Source organism: Streptomyces sp. NPDC022910, assembly GCF_055561075.1.
Map to the genome: position 1 here is coordinate 92,205 of NZ_JBVHHL010000027.1, position 14,522 is coordinate 106,726.

Annotated in this window: 12 protein-coding genes and 1 pseudogene; 8 read left to right on the forward strand and 5 right to left on the reverse strand. The window is 71.5% G+C overall.

The annotated features are described in order from the left end of the window. Window positions 1–609, forward strand: a complete 609-nt coding sequence (locus tag ACZ3TS_RS24685; RefSeq protein WP_467621592.1) for a TSUP family transporter — start codon at window positions 1–3, stop codon at window positions 607–609. A 30-nt stretch (window positions 610–639) separates the two neighbouring features. On the opposite strand, the gene ACZ3TS_RS24690 is transcribed toward ACZ3TS_RS24685, so the two are convergent. From ACZ3TS_RS24690 to ACZ3TS_RS24700, 3 genes are all read right to left on the reverse strand, one after another. Further along, complete coding sequence (locus tag ACZ3TS_RS24690) at window positions 640–1,299, reverse strand: DUF5063 domain-containing protein (RefSeq protein ID WP_467621594.1); 660 nt, start codon at window positions 1,297–1,299, stop codon at window positions 640–642. Beyond that, the gene (gene recR / locus ACZ3TS_RS24695) at window positions 1,292–1,891 is read right to left on the reverse strand and encodes a recombination mediator RecR (protein WP_467621596.1); all 600 of its coding nucleotides are present in this window, start codon (window positions 1,889–1,891) and stop codon (window positions 1,292–1,294) included. Before recR ends, ACZ3TS_RS24690 begins: the two co-directional genes overlap by 8 nt. 108 nt (window positions 1,892–1,999) lie before the next feature. Beyond that, window positions 2,000–2,338, reverse strand: coding sequence for a YbaB/EbfC family nucleoid-associated protein (locus ACZ3TS_RS24700; RefSeq protein WP_467621598.1), 339 nt, complete (start codon window positions 2,336–2,338; stop codon window positions 2,000–2,002). A gap of 370 nt (window positions 2,339–2,708) precedes the next feature. Here ACZ3TS_RS24700 and ACZ3TS_RS24705 point away from each other — a divergent pair, with 370 nt between their 5' ends. Beyond that, complete coding sequence (locus ACZ3TS_RS24705; protein WP_467621601.1) at window positions 2,709–3,449, forward strand: SLATT domain-containing protein; 741 nt, start codon at window positions 2,709–2,711, stop codon at window positions 3,447–3,449. Window positions 3,450–3,829: 380 nt separating this feature from the next. Here the strand turns inward: ACZ3TS_RS24705 and ACZ3TS_RS24710 are convergent, their stop codons facing one another. Both ACZ3TS_RS24710 and ACZ3TS_RS24715 read right to left on the reverse strand, forming a co-directional pair. After that, the gene (locus tag ACZ3TS_RS24710; protein ID WP_467621604.1) at window positions 3,830–5,383 is read right to left on the reverse strand and encodes a PstS family phosphate ABC transporter substrate-binding protein; all 1,554 of its coding nucleotides are present in this window, start codon (window positions 5,381–5,383) and stop codon (window positions 3,830–3,832) included. A gap of 124 nt (window positions 5,384–5,507) precedes the next feature. Beyond that, window positions 5,508–7,532 (reverse strand): serine/threonine-protein kinase, encoded by a 2,025-nt coding sequence (locus tag ACZ3TS_RS24715; protein WP_467621605.1) that lies wholly within the window; start codon window positions 7,530–7,532, stop codon window positions 5,508–5,510. Window positions 7,533–7,802: 270 nt separating this feature from the next. Here ACZ3TS_RS24715 and ACZ3TS_RS24720 point away from each other — a divergent pair, with 270 nt between their 5' ends. The 6 genes and pseudogenes from ACZ3TS_RS24720 to ACZ3TS_RS24745 form a co-directional block, all read left to right on the forward strand. Beyond that, window positions 7,803–9,158, forward strand: coding sequence for an aminotransferase class III-fold pyridoxal phosphate-dependent enzyme (locus ACZ3TS_RS24720; protein WP_467621608.1), 1,356 nt, complete (start codon window positions 7,803–7,805; stop codon window positions 9,156–9,158). 130 nt (window positions 9,159–9,288) lie between these two features. Next, window positions 9,289–9,978 carry a GntR family transcriptional regulator gene (locus tag ACZ3TS_RS24725; RefSeq protein WP_467621634.1) on the forward strand — a complete coding sequence of 230 codons (690 nt, stop codon included), beginning with the start codon at window positions 9,289–9,291 and terminating at the stop codon, window positions 9,976–9,978. Then, complete coding sequence (locus ACZ3TS_RS24730; protein ID WP_467621610.1) at window positions 9,975–12,431, forward strand: dolichyl-phosphate beta-glucosyltransferase; 2,457 nt, start codon at window positions 9,975–9,977, stop codon at window positions 12,429–12,431. Before ACZ3TS_RS24725 ends, ACZ3TS_RS24730 begins: the two co-directional genes overlap by 4 nt. Before the next feature lie 63 nt (window positions 12,432–12,494). Further along, entirely contained in the window at window positions 12,495–13,145 is a 651-nt protein-coding gene (locus tag ACZ3TS_RS24735) for a hypothetical protein (protein WP_467621612.1), read from the forward strand. Window positions 13,146–13,337: 192 nt separating this feature from the next. Continuing rightward, window positions 13,338–13,569: pseudogene (locus tag ACZ3TS_RS24740) on the forward strand (DUF4158 domain-containing protein); the annotation flags it as partial. Between the two features lie 363 nt (window positions 13,570–13,932). After that, the coding region (locus ACZ3TS_RS24745; RefSeq protein ID WP_467621614.1) for a DUF6444 domain-containing protein at window positions 13,933–14,522 on the forward strand (590 nt) is incomplete at its 3' end.

The window sequence follows — 14,522 nt, forward strand, 5'->3', positions numbered from 1 at the left end:
ATGACCCAGGGGGTCGCGCTCGCCAACTGTGCCGCCGGGGCCATCAGTGCCGTCGGGATCGCCCACGGGTGGCGCACGGTACGGCTCACGGTCATGGTGCGCCTGTGCCTGGCCGCCGTGATCACCGTGCCCGCCGGGACCTGGATGGCCCGGCAACTGCCGGAACCCGCGCTGCTGGCCTGCATGGGCGCGCTCGTCACCGTGGCGGTGGCGCTGGTGATGCGCGGTCTGCGGGTGCCCGGACTGCGCGGCGGGCGAGGGGCCGTCGTCGCCGGAGGCCTCGGCGGGTTCATGAACTCCGCCGCAGGGGTCGGAGGACCGCCCGTCTCCCTCTCTGCCTTCAACTCCGAGTGGACGGTGCGCGAGTTCGTGCCGAACGCACAGTTCTACGGCGTCGTCGTGAACGCGGTGTCCGTGGCGTCCAACGGACCGCCCCGTCTCACCGCGCCCGTCTGGGCCCTGGCCGTCGCCGCCATGGTTGCGGGCGCCCTGGTCGGCCGGGCCCTCGCGGGGCGTGTACCCGAGAAGCTGGCCCGCGCCCTCGTCCTGCTGCTCGCGCTGGCCAGAGGCCTGAGCGCACTCGGGAAGGGCGTCGCCGGGCTTGCATGACCGGCCACGCCCGGGAAGGGGGCCGCCGGCTTACTTGACCGGCCGCAGCCCCAGCGGCCCCGCGATCTCCCGGGCCATGACCCTGCCCGCCTCCTCGGCGAGGGCCTCCTCGCCGAGGTCCTGGTCGGTGTCGAGGCCGTCGAGCTCCTCCAGGGGCTGGTTCAGCCGCACGTGCGCGACCAGGGACTGGAGCGCGCGGAGCGTCGCGGACGCCGTCGAGCCCCAGTTGGAGAAGTACGAGAACTGCCACCACCACATGGCCTCGGTGGTGCGGCCGGCACGGTAGTGGGCCATGCCGTGGCGCAGGTCGGTGATGACGTCCGCCAGGTCGTCGGAGATGCGGGCCGGGACGGGCGCCCTGCGCGGCTCGTACGGGTCGAAGACCTCCGAATAGACGTCGACCGGGTCCAGCATGGCGGCGAGGCGTTCGCGCAGGTCGTCCGCGTCCGGATCCGGGCCGGAGTCCGGCTCGTAGCGCTCGTCCGGGACGATGTCCTCGTGTGCGCCGAGGCGGCCGCCCGCCAGGAGCAACTGGGAGACCTCCAGCAGGAGGAACGGAATGGCCGAGTCCGGCTCGTCGCCCTTCGCGACCTCCGTGACGGCGACCAGGAAACTCTCGATCTGGTCCGCGATCTGCACCGCGAAGTCGTCGGGGTCCTGCGTCGTGGAGTGCAGCGTGGCGTCAGACATCTAGGAGTCGTCTCCCCTCGAAGGCGCGGCCGAGGGTGACCTCGTCCGCGTATTCCAGGTCGCCACCCACCGGGAGGCCGCTGGCCAGGCGGGTGACCTTGAGGCCCATGGGTTTGATCATCCGGGCGAGGTACGTGGCCGTGGCCTCGCCCTCCAGGTTCGGGTCCGTGGCCAGGATCAGCTCGGTGACCGTACCGTCGGCCAGCCTCGCGAGGAGCTCCCTGATACGCAGGTCGTCCGGCCCCACGCCCTCGATCGGGCTGATCGCGCCGCCCAGGACGTGGTAGCAGCCCCGGAATTCGCGGGTCCGCTCGATCGCCACGACGTCCTTCGGCTCCTCCACCACGCAGATCACCGAGGTGTCGCGGCGTGTGTCACGGCAGATGCCGCACAGCTCCTCCTGCGCGACGTTGCCGCAGGTCGCGCAGAAGCGGACCTTCGCCTTCACCTCGAGCAGCGCCTGGGCGAGCCGACGTACGTCGGTCGGCTCGGCCTGCAGGATGTGGAAGGCGATCCGCTGCGCGCTCTTGGGACCGACGCCGGGCAGCCGCCCCAGCTCGTCGATGAGGTCCTGGACCACGCCTTCGTACAACGGACTGCCTTTCCTGGAGAGCGTCGGTACGTACGGTAGCCGGGCTCGGTTTCTTGGTACGTACGGTAGTTGGCCCTCGCCTTTCTTAGAAGGGACGGGCCGGTGGACTCAGAACGGCAGGCCGGGGATGCCGCCGCCCAGGCCCTGGGCCAGTGGGCCGAGCTTCTGCTGCTGGAGGGTCTGCGCGTTCTCGTTGGCCGCCTGGACGGCCGCGACGATCAGGTCGGCGAGCGTCTCCGTGTCCTCCGGGTCCACCGCCTTCGGATCGATGACCAGGGCCCGCAGCTCGCCGGAACCGGTCACCGTGGCCTTCACCAGACCACCGCCCGCCTGGCCGTCGACCTCGGTCCGCGCCAGCTCCTCCTGCGCCTTCGCGAGGTCCTGCTGCATCTTCTGGGCCTGCTGGAGCAACTGCTGCATATTGGGCTGGCCACCACCGGGAATCACGATCAGCTCCTGGTTTCGTACGGTACGGCTGTCAGGGTTTCGTGCGGCTGTCAGGGCGGGTTTTGCCGCCTGGCACGAGCCTACGTGGTCACCGGGACGATCGCTCCGGTAGTCCGTCCGGACCCGGTCCGGCACCACGACGGCACTCTTTCGAGTGAGATTGGCCGCCGTCCTGTACCTGACCCAGGGCCCACTTCCGGGCGGAAAAGAGGTGAAACCCGGGTGCTCGCCACCCATTGGGCGGTAGGAAGGGTCCGGCGCTTCAGCACCATGCGTCACGAGCACATTGCGAAGCGTGCGCGACGTGGGCGCCGGGCGCTCCGCGGAGTGCGCATCGCGGAACGTCACAGCCGTACGTAGGGAGTGCCGGGTGAGTCAGCCGGAGATGCAGCCCGAGGGTCCGGTCCAGGACGGGCGGGGCGACGGTGCGGCGGGGCCCCGGCCGGACGACCTGGCGGGGCGGCCGTTCCCGCACGGCGACTGGGGCGAGCCCGCACGGCGGCTCGACGAGCTGTACCGGTGGGTGGAGCAGCGGGCGCTGGAGACGGCGGCCTGGTATCTGGCGAACCGGGTGTGGAAACGGCGAGGGGCGCTGGTGCTGCGCGGGGGCGCGGCGGCCGGGGCCGTGTGCGGGGCCGCGCTGCCGCTGCTCGATCTGACCGGGGTGGCGCGCGGGGTCGCGCCGTGGGCGTATCTGTCGCTGCTGCTGGGGGCGGCCTGTGTCGCCGGGGACCGGTTCTTCGGTGTGACGTCCGGATGGATAAGGGACGTGGCGACCGCGCAGGCCGTGCAGCGGCGGCTGCAGGCGCTGCAGTTCGACTGGGCGTCGGAGTGCGTGCGGGAGGTGCTGGGGCCGACGGAGGGGACCGCCGGGGAGGCCGCGGAGCGCTGCCTTTCGGTGCTGCGGCGGTTCTCGGAGGACGTGACGGAGCTGGTGCGGGCGGAGACGGCGGACTGGATGGTGGAGTTCCGGACGCGGTCGGGGCCGCTGGGCATCCAGTCGACGGGGATGACCGCGCCGCGGGCGGACGGGGTGGTGCCGGGAAGGTTCGCGCCGCCGAACGGAGCCCGGCCGAACATGCCCCGTCAGCGGCCGCCGGAGCCGAGGTGAGACAGCCGGCACCACAGGACGAGCCAGTCGTCCCACCGGACACCACAGGACGAGCCAGTAGTCCGACCGCACACCGCAGGACGAGCCATTCGTCCCACCGGACACCGCAGGGGCCGGTCGTCCCGCCGGGAGCCGCGGGACGAACCAGTCGTCCCACCGGACACCGCAGGGCCGGTCTCCCACCAGACACCACAGGACCGAGCCGCCCTCCCACCGGGAGCCGCGGGACGAACCGGTCCTCCCACCGGACACCACAGGACGAGCCGCTCGTCCCACCAGACACCACAGGGGCCCGTCGTCCCACCGGGAGCCGCGGGACGAACCAGTCGTCCCACCAGACACCGCAGGGGCCCGTCGTCCCACCGGGAGCCGCGTACGCGTCAGGTTCCTCCTCCGTCGTCGGCGCACAGGGGCAGCACCGCCCGCGCTGAGCACGGCAGATGGCCGTGGGCCCGGATCACGGTCTCGCCGACGCCCTGACCGAGGTAGGCGAGGAAACCGGCGGCGAGAGATCCCGCGGACGGGCGGCGGTAGGTGTAGGCGTACTCGACCCCGCGATAGGGGTAGTCGCTCCTGCCGTACTCGATGTCCTCGACGGAGGCCACGGCACCGTCCAGGGACACCCGGCGCAGGCCCTTGTGGCCGAGGGCGAGGTTGAGCTCGCTGTAGCCGATGGCGCCGGGGATCTGGGCCACCTTGTCCAGCACCTCTTGCGTGGAGTCGAGCTCGCAGCGCATGACGGGGGCGGATCTGTCGTCCTTGTGCACACAGTCCAGCGACGTGCTGGGGGCCCGCTCCCAGCTGCCCAGCACCTGCCGCTGGAAGATCTGCCGCGTGCCGGAGTCGGCGTTGCGGCTGACGAGCACCACGGGCAGATCGGGCAGGCGGGCGTCGAGCTGCTTCCAGCGTGTGATCTGCCCGCGGTAGATGCGGCGTACGTCGGCCAGCGAGAGCCCGCCCTTGAGATCGAGGCCGTGGTTGACCACCAGGGTGAAGGCCAGCACCGCGACTCTGTTCCCCTCGAGGTCACGGGACCCGTCGGCCGTGGGCCCGTCGGAGAACGCGATCATGGACGGGGAGCCCTTCGACCGGGCGCCCCGGGCGGCGAGTTCACCGACGCCCGCCTCGCTCCCGCGCGCGTCCACCGTGATGTCGGAGCCCTCGCACTTCTTCTCGTACTCCTTCGCCAGCTCCCGTGCCACGGGGGCGAAGGCAGTGGAGCCGCTGATCGTCAGGGAGCCGCGGGCGCAGCCGATGGGGGGCGGGTTGTCGTCGCGGGCGATGACGATGCCGGCCAGCGTGACGACGCTGAGGGTGAGGGTGATGCTGATCAGCCGGGCCGCTCGGCTGAACAGGGGCGCCTTGTCGTCCGGGGTGGCACTGCGGTTGGGGTGCACCTCGCCGTCCCGGATACCGCCGATGAGCCGTATCTCGCGGCCCACATCGCCGCCCGACAGCAGCACGAGCAGCTTGAAGTGGTCGCCACGGTTGAGCGGGACCCGAGGTATGCGCAGCTTGTTGCCCTCATAACCGAAGCCCCGCTCCGGAGTGAAGTGGTCCATGAGGTGGTCGGTGTCGGTCGGCTGCGTGACCGAGACACCGCCGATGGTGCGGTCGGTGAAGACCGCGGTCAGGCCATGGCGTTCGGGGCCGGTGTAGTCGTCGCGGTCGATGCTCTGCGAGCCGTCGTTCTCGATGCGGAGGAGGACCAGTGTGGCGTCCACCATGCCCGGGGTCTCGTCGAAGAGTCCGAGGCGTCTGTTCGCGCGGCCCGAGCGGACGTCGTCACCTATCGGGTTGTCCATCTGGACGCGGTAGCCGACGCGTTTGCGGCGCGGTACCCGGCGCTCGTACCAGACCATGACACCGGATGCGACGACACCGAGGACCGCGGTCCCCACGGCCACGACGTTCTCTGGACTCAGCCATTGCACCGTGGGTCCCCCGCTACTCCCCGGAGCCGATCGTGGGGTCACGGTACGGCCCGTCGGCGGACACACGCAGGAGCCGTCCGCCGAAGTTCGCGTGACGTTCAACAGGCAAGCGGGTAAAGGGAGTTCAGCCCGCCTTCGTGTACGTCAGGGACTCGCCGGTGCTCGTGTTCACACGCCTCAGGCGGCCGTCCGGGAGGATCGTCAGTTCCGTGGCCTCGCCCGGGGTGCAGGAGGAAGCGGGACGGCCGACCGTGACCGTGGACGGACCGATCTCCAACGGACCGTCGGCAGTGGGGCTCCCGGCCAGCTTCGCCTGGAAGACGCAGTGGTACGTGCCGCTGCCGGGCGGGCCGTCCGCGGTCAGGGAGAGCACCATGTCACCCACCCCGCCCTGCTGGACGACCAGGCGGCGGGTGCTGTGCCCGTTGGCGTTGTCGATGGCGGCGTTCCAGGTGCCGAGGTAGGCGTCGGGGACGGCGCCCGCAGCGGGGGACCGCGTGGTCGGGCTCGCGCTCGCCGGGGTGGGGGGCGCGGGCGTCGTCGGGCCGTGGGTCGTGGGCGCGGAGGAGGTGCGCGACGGACCGGCGGCGCCGCTCGTCCCGGTCCCGCCGCCCCGCATGAGCGCGTACACGGAGCCGCCCGCGCAGAGCGCGACCACCAGGGCGACGACGATCAGTACGGTGGTGGAGCGGCCGCTTCTGCGCCGGGTCTCCTGTTGTCCCGGGTCACCGTAGGGAGGCGAACCGTACGGGGGTGGCCCGTACGGCGGGGTCGAGCCGAGGGCGGGACCGTAGCCGGGGACCGGGGCGCCGCCCCAGCCGTCGGCGTTCTGCGGGTAGCCGTACGCAGGGGTCTGGGGGTGCTGCTGCGGGTGGCCGTAGGCCGGGTGGGCGGCCGGCGGAGCGCCCGCCGAACGCGTCCGGCCGGGGCCCGCCACCTGGGTGGGCAACCGGTCGAGGCCGCCGGGCCGGCCGGGCGGGGCCGGGGCGGCACCGTCCGCCGCGTCGGGCGCGGGGGCGTGCTCGGGTGAGACCTCCGGGGCCCGAGCCGCCGGAAGCTGTTTGGTGAGGTCCACGGGGGCCTGCGGGGCACCGGCGCCGGAGGCCGCGGGACCCCCGTCGGCGCCGACCGCTCCGGGCGCAGCCCCCTGGGCCGCCGCATCCGCCGAGTTCACCGGGCCTGCGGCCCCCGCCGCCTCCTGCGGATCCTCCACGTCCAGCAACCGCACGGCGTGGCGGCCGAGTTGGGCGACCAGGGCACCGGGCAGCCAGGGGTCCCGGCTTCGGCCACCGGAGACCGTGTCCTCCGCGCCGGTCCGTTCCAGGATCTGCGCGGGGGTGGGCCGGGCGGCCGGGTCCTTGCGCAGGCAGTCCCGCACGAGACCGGCGAGCTCCTCGGGCATGCCGTCCAGGTCGGGGTCCCCCTGCGCGATGCGGAACATCAGGGCGTGCACCCCGCTGTCGGAGGTGCCGAAGGGCAGGACGCCCGTGGCGGCGTACGCGAGGACGGATCCCAGGCAGAAGACGTCGCATGCGGGCGTGACGCGGTCGCCGCGCACCTGCTCGGGGGACATGAACCCGGGCGATCCGACGAGCGCTCCGGTACGCGTGAGCCACGCTCCGGTGAGAGTCTCCATGGCACGGGCGATGCCGAAATCGATGACCCGCGGCCCGTCGATCGTCACCAGGACGTTGGAGGGTTTGAGGTCGCGGTGGATCAGCCCGGCGGCGTGGATGTCCTGGAGGGCGTGGGCGAGACCGGCGGCCAGGATGCGCACGGAGCGCTCCGGCAGGGCGCCGTGGTCCTGTGAGACGACGGTCTGGAGGGTGGGGCCCGCGACATAGCCGGTGGCGACCCACGGGATGTCGGCCTCGGTGTCGGCGTCGAGGACGGGTGCGGTCCAGTACCCACCGACACGCCGGGCGACCTGCACCTCATGCCGGAAGCGCGCCCGGAACTCCTCTTGCTCGGCCAGCTCGCGCCGCACGAGCTTCACGGCGACGGTACGGCCCCGGTCGGAGCGGGCCAGATACACGTTCCCCATGCCGCCGGCCCCGAGCCGGGCGAGCAGTCGATAGGCCCCGACACTCCCCCTGAGCTCGAGCCCCGGGGCGACCCCCAGCGGATCCCCCGCCCCCAGCTTCTCCATCGCCGCGTCACCTGCCCCCCTGCTACCCCCCTGCGACAGCCCGAGAATAATGCCCCCGCAGGAGGGAGCCGGCCAGAGCGGTGTCTACGGTTCCGTAACGGGTCGGGCATCCGCTTCCAGCGGGGTCCACCGCGACCCGTACGCGTGCGAGAACGCTTCTCGAAGCGGTCCCCGGGCATCGCCCCGTGCGACAACCTGTCGCTGAAAGCCCCCGAGCGCAAACAGAACGCCGATGTCGTCTCCGTGTCACGGACACCTACGCTTCCGCGCATGATCCCTCAGACCGACCCCGAGGTCGGCGCTGCCGTGAAGGCCGCCGACCGTGCGCACGTGTTCCACTCCTGGTCAGCGCAGGACCTCATCGACCCGCTCGCCGTCGCCGGTGCGGAGGGGTCGTACTTCTGGGACTACGACGGCAACCGCTATCTCGACTTCACCAGCGGGCTCGTCTTCACCAACATCGGCTACCAGCACCCGAAGGTGGTCGCCGCGATACAGGAGCAGGCCGCCACGCTGACCACGTTCGCGCCCGCCTTCGCAGTCGAGGCCCGCTCCGAGGCCGCCCGGCTGATCGCCGAACGCACCCCCGGCGACCTCGACCGGATCTTCTTCACCAACGGCGGCGCCGACGCGGTCGAGCACGCCGTACGCATGGCGCGCATCCACACCGGCCGGCCCAAGGTGCTGTCCGCGTACCGCTCGTACCACGGCGGCACCCAGCAGGCCGTGAACATCACCGGCGACCCGCGCCGTTGGGCCTCCGACAGCGGCTCCGCGGGCGTGGTGCACTTCTGGGCGCCGTTCCTGTACCGCTCGCGGTTCTACGCCGAGACCGAGCAGCAGGAGTGCGAGCGGGCGCTGGAGCACCTGGAGACCACCATCGCCTTCGAGGGTCCGGGGACGATCGCCGCGATCATCCTGGAGACGATCCCCGGGACCGCCGGGATCATGGTCCCGCCGCGCGGGTACCTCGCGGGCGTCCGCGACCTGTGCGACAAGTACGGCATCGTCTTCGTCCTCGATGAGGTGATGGCCGGGTTCGGGCGCACCGGCGAGTGGTTCGCCGCGGACCTCTTCGAGGTGACCCCCGACCTGATGACCTTCGCGAAGGGCGTGAACTCCGGCTATGTGCCGCTCGGTGGCGTCGCCGTCTCCGGGCAGATCGCGGAGACGTTCGGGAAGCGGCCCTACCCGGGCGGTCTGACGTACTCGGGGCACCCGCTGGCCTGCGCCGCGGCCGTCGCCACGATCGACGTGATGGCCGAGGAGGGCGTCGTCGCGAACGCGGCGGTCGTCGGTGCGCAGGTCATCGAACCGGGACTGCGCGAGCTGACCGAACGGCACCCGTCGGTGGGCGACGTGCGCGGCGTCGGCATGTTCTGGGCCCTGGAGCTGGTGAAGAACCGCGAGACCCGGGAGCCGCTCGTGCCGTACAACGCGGCCGGCGACGCGAACGCGCCGATGGCCGCGTTCGGCGCCGCCGCGAAGGCGAACGGCCTGTGGCCCTTCGTCAACATGAACCGCACGCACATCGTCCCGCCCTGCACCATCACGGAGGCGGAGGCGAAGGAGGGCCTCGCGGCCCTGGACGCGGCGCTGTCGGTGGCGGACGAGTACACCGCATGACGGTCCGGCGCCTGCCGGACCGCGCCGCACGCCGCCACGCCGTGCGCGGCGCTCAGGAACCCCCACCGCGTAAGGTGACGTGCTCGATGAGGAACACGCACCCGCCCGCGGATGGAGGATCCAGACCACGATGCCCGGCAATGGCGCGGTCACCCGTAGCACCTTGCGGCAGCAGATCGCGGACGCGCTCCGCGACGAGGTGCTGGCCGGCCGGTTGCAGCCGGGGCAGGAGTTCACGGTGAAGGAGATCGCCGAGCAGTACGGCGTCTCCGCGACCCCCGTCCGCGAGGCCCTGGTCGACCTGTCGGCCCAGGGCCTCCTCGACGCCGTTCAGCACCGCGGCTTCGAGGTGCACGCCTACTCCCTCGACGACTACCGCGAGATGATCGAGGCCCGCAGCCTCGTCACCGACGGGATCTTCCACCGCCTCGCCGACGGCGAGGGCAAGGCCATCGCGGACCACCCCCGCCATGCCGCCGCCCTCGCCACGGTCCGCCGCCGCGGGGAGGAGGCGCAGCGCGCCGCCGCCGCCGGCGAGCTGAACGTCCTGATCGGCTACGACCTGCGCTTCTGGCGCGAGCTGAGCTCCCTGTACGGCAACCTCTACCTCGCCGACTTCCTGCACAGGCTGCGGGTGCAGTCCTGGGTCTGCGCGGTCCAGCATCTGCGCAAGGCCACCGACCTCAGGGGCCGCCTCTGGGCCGGGCACACCGAACTCGTCGACGCGCTGGCTCGCCGCGGCCCCGCCGCCGCGCAGGCCATCGTCGCCGCGTACAACGCGCACTCCCTCGCCCTGCTCGAGCGACTGGCCGCCGGATGAGCGCGACGAAGGCCGCGGACGTCATAGAGGACATGCCGGCCATCTCCATCGACCTGTCCGTCGTCGTCCCCGCCTACAACGAAGAGGAGCGGCTCGGACCCACCCTCGACGCGATCGTGGCGTACCTGCGCGAGAACGAGGGCCGCTTCGGCGAGTGGGAGGTCGTCGTCGTCGACGACGGGTCCACCGACGGCACACGGAACGTCGTCACCGCCGCCTCGGTCGGCGACCGGCGCGTGCAGCTCGTCACCAGCCCCCGCAACCGAGGCAAGGGCCACGCCCTGCGCTTGGGCGTCCTCGTCTCGTACGGCCGCCGTGTCCTGGTCACGGACGCCGACCTGGCCGCTCCGATCGAGGAACTGGAGGCGCTGGAGAAGGCGCTGGCCGAGGGGCACTCGGCGGCGATCGGCTCCCGCTCGGCGCCGGGCGCGACCATAGAGCGGCACCAGAGCCACGTCCGCGAACTGCTCGGGCGGGCCGGGAACCTCCTGATACGACGGATCGCAGTTCCCGGCATACGCGACACCCAGTGCGGCTTCAAACTCTTCGACGGCGACCGAGTCCGCGAGGCGTTCGCCGCATCACGGCTCAGCGGCTGGGGCATCGACGTCGAGATACTCCAGCACTTCCGGCGCTCGGGCTGGCCGGTCACCGAGGTGCCGGTGCGCTGGGCGCATCAGCCGGGCTCCAAGGTCCGCCCCCTCGACTACGCCCGCGTCCTGGCCGAGCTCGCCGCCCTGAAGATCCGCTCCGTCCGCCCCGCCGACCTTCTCGCGGTCGCCGTGTTCCTGCTGATGTCGGTGGGCCTGTACTCGGGGCGCTGGGCCGACCCGAACCACCGCTACCTCCCGGACTCGCTCCAGGACCAGAACCAGTGGGAGTGGTTCTTCGCGGTGACGGCCGACAACGTGGCCCATCTCCGCAACCCCCTCTTCACCACGCTCCAGGGCTACCCCGACGGCGTGAACCTCATGGCCAACACGGTCATGCTGGGCCTGACCGTCCCCTTGGCACCCGTCACGCTGCTCCTCGGCCCCGCGGTCACCCTCGCCCTCGTCATGACGCTCGGACTGGGCGCCACGGCCGCCGCCTGGTACCGGCTGATCGTGAAACGAGTCGTGCGGCACCGGGGCGCGGCCTTCGTCGGCGCGGCACTCGCCGCCTTCGCGCCCCCGATGGTCAGCCACGCCAACGCCCACCCGAACTTCACCGTCCTGTTCATGATCCCGCTGATCATCGAGCGCGCGCTGCGCCTGTGCGCGGGCACACGGGTCGTACGGGACGGGGTGGTCCTCGGGCTGATGGCGGCGTACCAGATCTTCCTCGGCGAGGAGCCGCTGCTGCTCGGGTCCCTCGGCATGGTGCTGTTCGCGGGCGCGTACGCGGTCGTTCGCCGGGACGTGGCGAAGGCGGCCTGGCGACCGCTGCTGAAGGGCCTGGCCATCGGCGGGGCGGTGTGCCTCCCGCTCGTCGCGCTCCCTCTGTACTGGCAGTTCTTCGGTCCGCAGAGCTACAAGAGCGTGCTCCACGGCGACAAGGCGGGCAACAGCCCGCTCGCCCTGCTCTCCTTCGCCGAGCGCTCGCTGGTCGCGGGCAACGAGGTGACCGCGAACGCGCTCTCCCTGAACCCCACCGAGCAGAACGCCTTCTACGGCTGGCCGCTGGTGGCCCTGGCCTTCGCGATCGTCGTACGGGTGTGGGAGCACGCCCTGGTCAAGGCGCTGGCCTTCACGGCGGTGGCGGCCGCGTTCCTCTCCCTGGGTCCGCGTTTCAGGATCCCGCTCAGCAACAGCACGGTCCCCGGCCCGTGGGCCCTGCTCGCGGACAAGCCCCTGTTCGAGTCGGTCATCGAGGGGCGGGTCGCGATGGTCTGCGCGCCCGCCCTCGGCATGCTGCTGGCGGTGGCGGTCGAGCGGCTGGTGCGCACGCCGAACATCGGCAACCAGTTCATCGGCCTCACCGCGGTCGCGGCGGCACTCATCCCCATCCTTCCGGCGCCGCTGAAGACGGTCGAACGCGCCCAGGTCCCGGCCTTCATCACGGACGGGACGTGGAAGTCGTACGTCGGCAAGGACGAGACGCTCGTACCGATTCCGCTGCCCGACTCGGGCAATGCGGAGGCGCTGCACTGGCAGACCGCGGCGGGCCTCGCGTTCACCATGCCCGGCGGCTACTTCAACGGCCCCTACGGCAGCGAGCGCATCGGCATCTACACCGCGTCGCCCCGCTACACGTCCAGCATGCTGCGCGACATCAGCTTCACCGGAGTGGCCCCGGTGATCGGCAAGAACTGGCGGGCGCAGGCACGCGTCGACTTCGCGTACTGGAAGGCGGGGGCGCTGGTACTGGCGCCGCAGCCGTACCAGAACCAGCTACGGCAGGCCGTGGACGAACTGGTGGGCCGTCCCGGGAAGTGGGTCGGCGGCGTGTGGGTATGGGACCTGCACGGTTGAGGCGCCCGGACCCCGCGCCCATTACGCTGCCTGCACCACACCGATAACCCGAGGAGCTTACTGTTGGCCTGTGACCTGTGGCTGGTCCCGCTCGTCGACGTGTTGTGCCACACGCCCGACAATCCGTTCGCGGAGGAACTCGCCCTCTACGACAAGGTGCTGGGCGAGGCAGGACTGCCGCCGGTGCCGGTGTACCAGTACATGCCGGGGCTGACCGGTGAGGTGGCGCCGGTCGCGGGCTTCGACTACGACGCCCTGCACTTCCTGCGCCGCGCCTATCTGCTCCAGGTGTGCGGTCTGGCGGTGACGCCGGTCGACGAGCTGGGCGGCGACTACGAGCAGCTCCTCGAGATGTTCGAGTCGACGGCCCAGCAGTCGCATCTGGTGTGGCACTACGACCACGCAGGCGCGTACGTCCCGGTGGACTTCCCGCAGCCGCTGTCGAACGACGAGCTGCTCGCGGGCGGCGGACCGTTGGGTTCGTCCCAGGCCCTGTTGCGGGAGCTGGAGTCCGTCGCCCCCTCGATCGGCATCGACCCGGCGAACCCGCCCGTCGCCCCGGAAGCCCCCCTCGCCCCCACGGCGTTGGAGGAACCGGCGCTCCCCGCCCCGTACGACCCGAGCCCGTTCGCCCGCGAACGGCACGTCTGGCTGGGCCTGCACGCGGCGGCGACGCGGAGCCTCGCCCAGGGTTCGATGATCGTCTTCAGCTGAGCGACGCCCGCTTGGGGGTGCCGGACGATCAGGCGCCGCTGGGTCCTGTCGCCGAACTCCTGGTGTGAGTAGTTGCGGTACAGAAAGTGCCGCTGAGATTGATCATGGTCGGCTGGCACACGGGATGCGGCTGCCACTGGGGTACACGGAAAGGTCGCCGGGCGGCTGTTGGTGCTGACTACGGTCCGCTTCATGCCGGTGGAGTTTCTGACTGATGAGCAGGCCGAGGCGTACGGGACGTTCACCCAGGTGCCCACGCGTCCGGAGCTGGAGCGGTTCTTCTTCCTCGATGACGACGACCGTGACCTGATCGCGCTGCGGCGTACGGACGCGCACCGGCTGGGCATGGCGGTGCAGATCTGCACCGTCCGCTACATCGGCCGGTTCCTGGGTGATGATCCGCTGGCGGTGCCGTGGGGGGTCGCCGTCGCCCAGCTCCGCGCCGAGGGCCATGGTGAGGCCGGCCACCGGAAGCGTGCTCGCCAGCTCGTCGCTGATGCCCTGCGGCGTATGCCACAGCGGATCGACAGGGGGCCTGACTATCACGAGCATCTACAGCCTTCTGCTGACGCGACGACTGCCTTGAACAGGCTGGAGATGGCTGCCTATGAGGTGAGCGCCTGATCGCCGGAACCTTCAACGAACCTTCGTTTCTGAAGGTCGCCCGGCGAGGGGCCGGGCGACCTCGCAGAGCAAACCTTCAGCGGGTAATCGGAGCGTGATGGCCGCGGGCTGCTGATGACGGCCTGTGAGCACAGGTGGGGCGGCGGTGTGATTGGATCTTGTTGTGTCCGATCTTGAGTCGCTGTCGCACGGTGAGCTGGTTGCGCTCGCCCGTGCCCAGGCGGTTCGGATCGATGCACAGGCGGCTGTGATCGCTGGTCAGGACGCGCAGATCACTGCGTTGTCTACGCAACTCGCTGAATTGATGGAGAAGTTCGAGCAGCAGGCCGAGGAGCTGGCCCGGCTGCAGCATCTGCTCTCGCGCAACAGCGGCAACTCCTCTATGCCGTCCTCGAAGGACGACGACCCGGGTCGGACCCCGCCGCGCAAGGAGCGCCGCGCCAAGCCCTCCGGGCGGGCGAAGGGCAAACAGCCCGGCGCGTCGGGGACCGCGTTGCGCTGGCGCGAGCAGGACGAACTCGACGACCACCAGGACCGCTACCCCGAGGGCACGTGCGACTGTGGCGCCGACCTGGGCGCGGCTACCGACCTGGGCGTGGCCGACCGGTACCAGCAGCACGAGATCCCGCTGGTCAGCGTGAGCGTGGTCCAGTACGACCAGCACGCGGTGGCCTGCGAGTGCGGGCGGGTGCACACCGCGAAGCGGCCCGAGGGCGCCGGGGCCGGCCGGGTGGAGTACGGGCCGAACCTGCG

Coding starts and splice junctions, on each gene's coding strand:
- ACZ3TS_RS24685 (WP_467621592.1), top strand. CDS start 1: ATGACCCAGGGGGTCGCGCTCGCCAACTGTGCCGCCGGGGCCATCAGT.
- ACZ3TS_RS24690 (WP_467621594.1), bottom strand. CDS start 1,299: ATGTCTGACGCCACGCTGCACTCCACGACGCAGGACCCCGACGACTTC.
- ACZ3TS_RS24715 (WP_467621605.1), bottom strand. CDS start 7,532: ATGGAGAAGCTGGGGGCGGGGGATCCGCTGGGGGTCGCCCCGGGGCTC.
- ACZ3TS_RS24720 (WP_467621608.1), top strand. CDS start 7,803: ATGATCCCTCAGACCGACCCCGAGGTCGGCGCTGCCGTGAAGGCCGCC.
- ACZ3TS_RS24725 (WP_467621634.1), top strand. CDS start 9,289: ATGCCCGGCAATGGCGCGGTCACCCGTAGCACCTTGCGGCAGCAGATC.
- ACZ3TS_RS24730 (WP_467621610.1), top strand. CDS start 9,975: ATGAGCGCGACGAAGGCCGCGGACGTCATAGAGGACATGCCGGCCATC.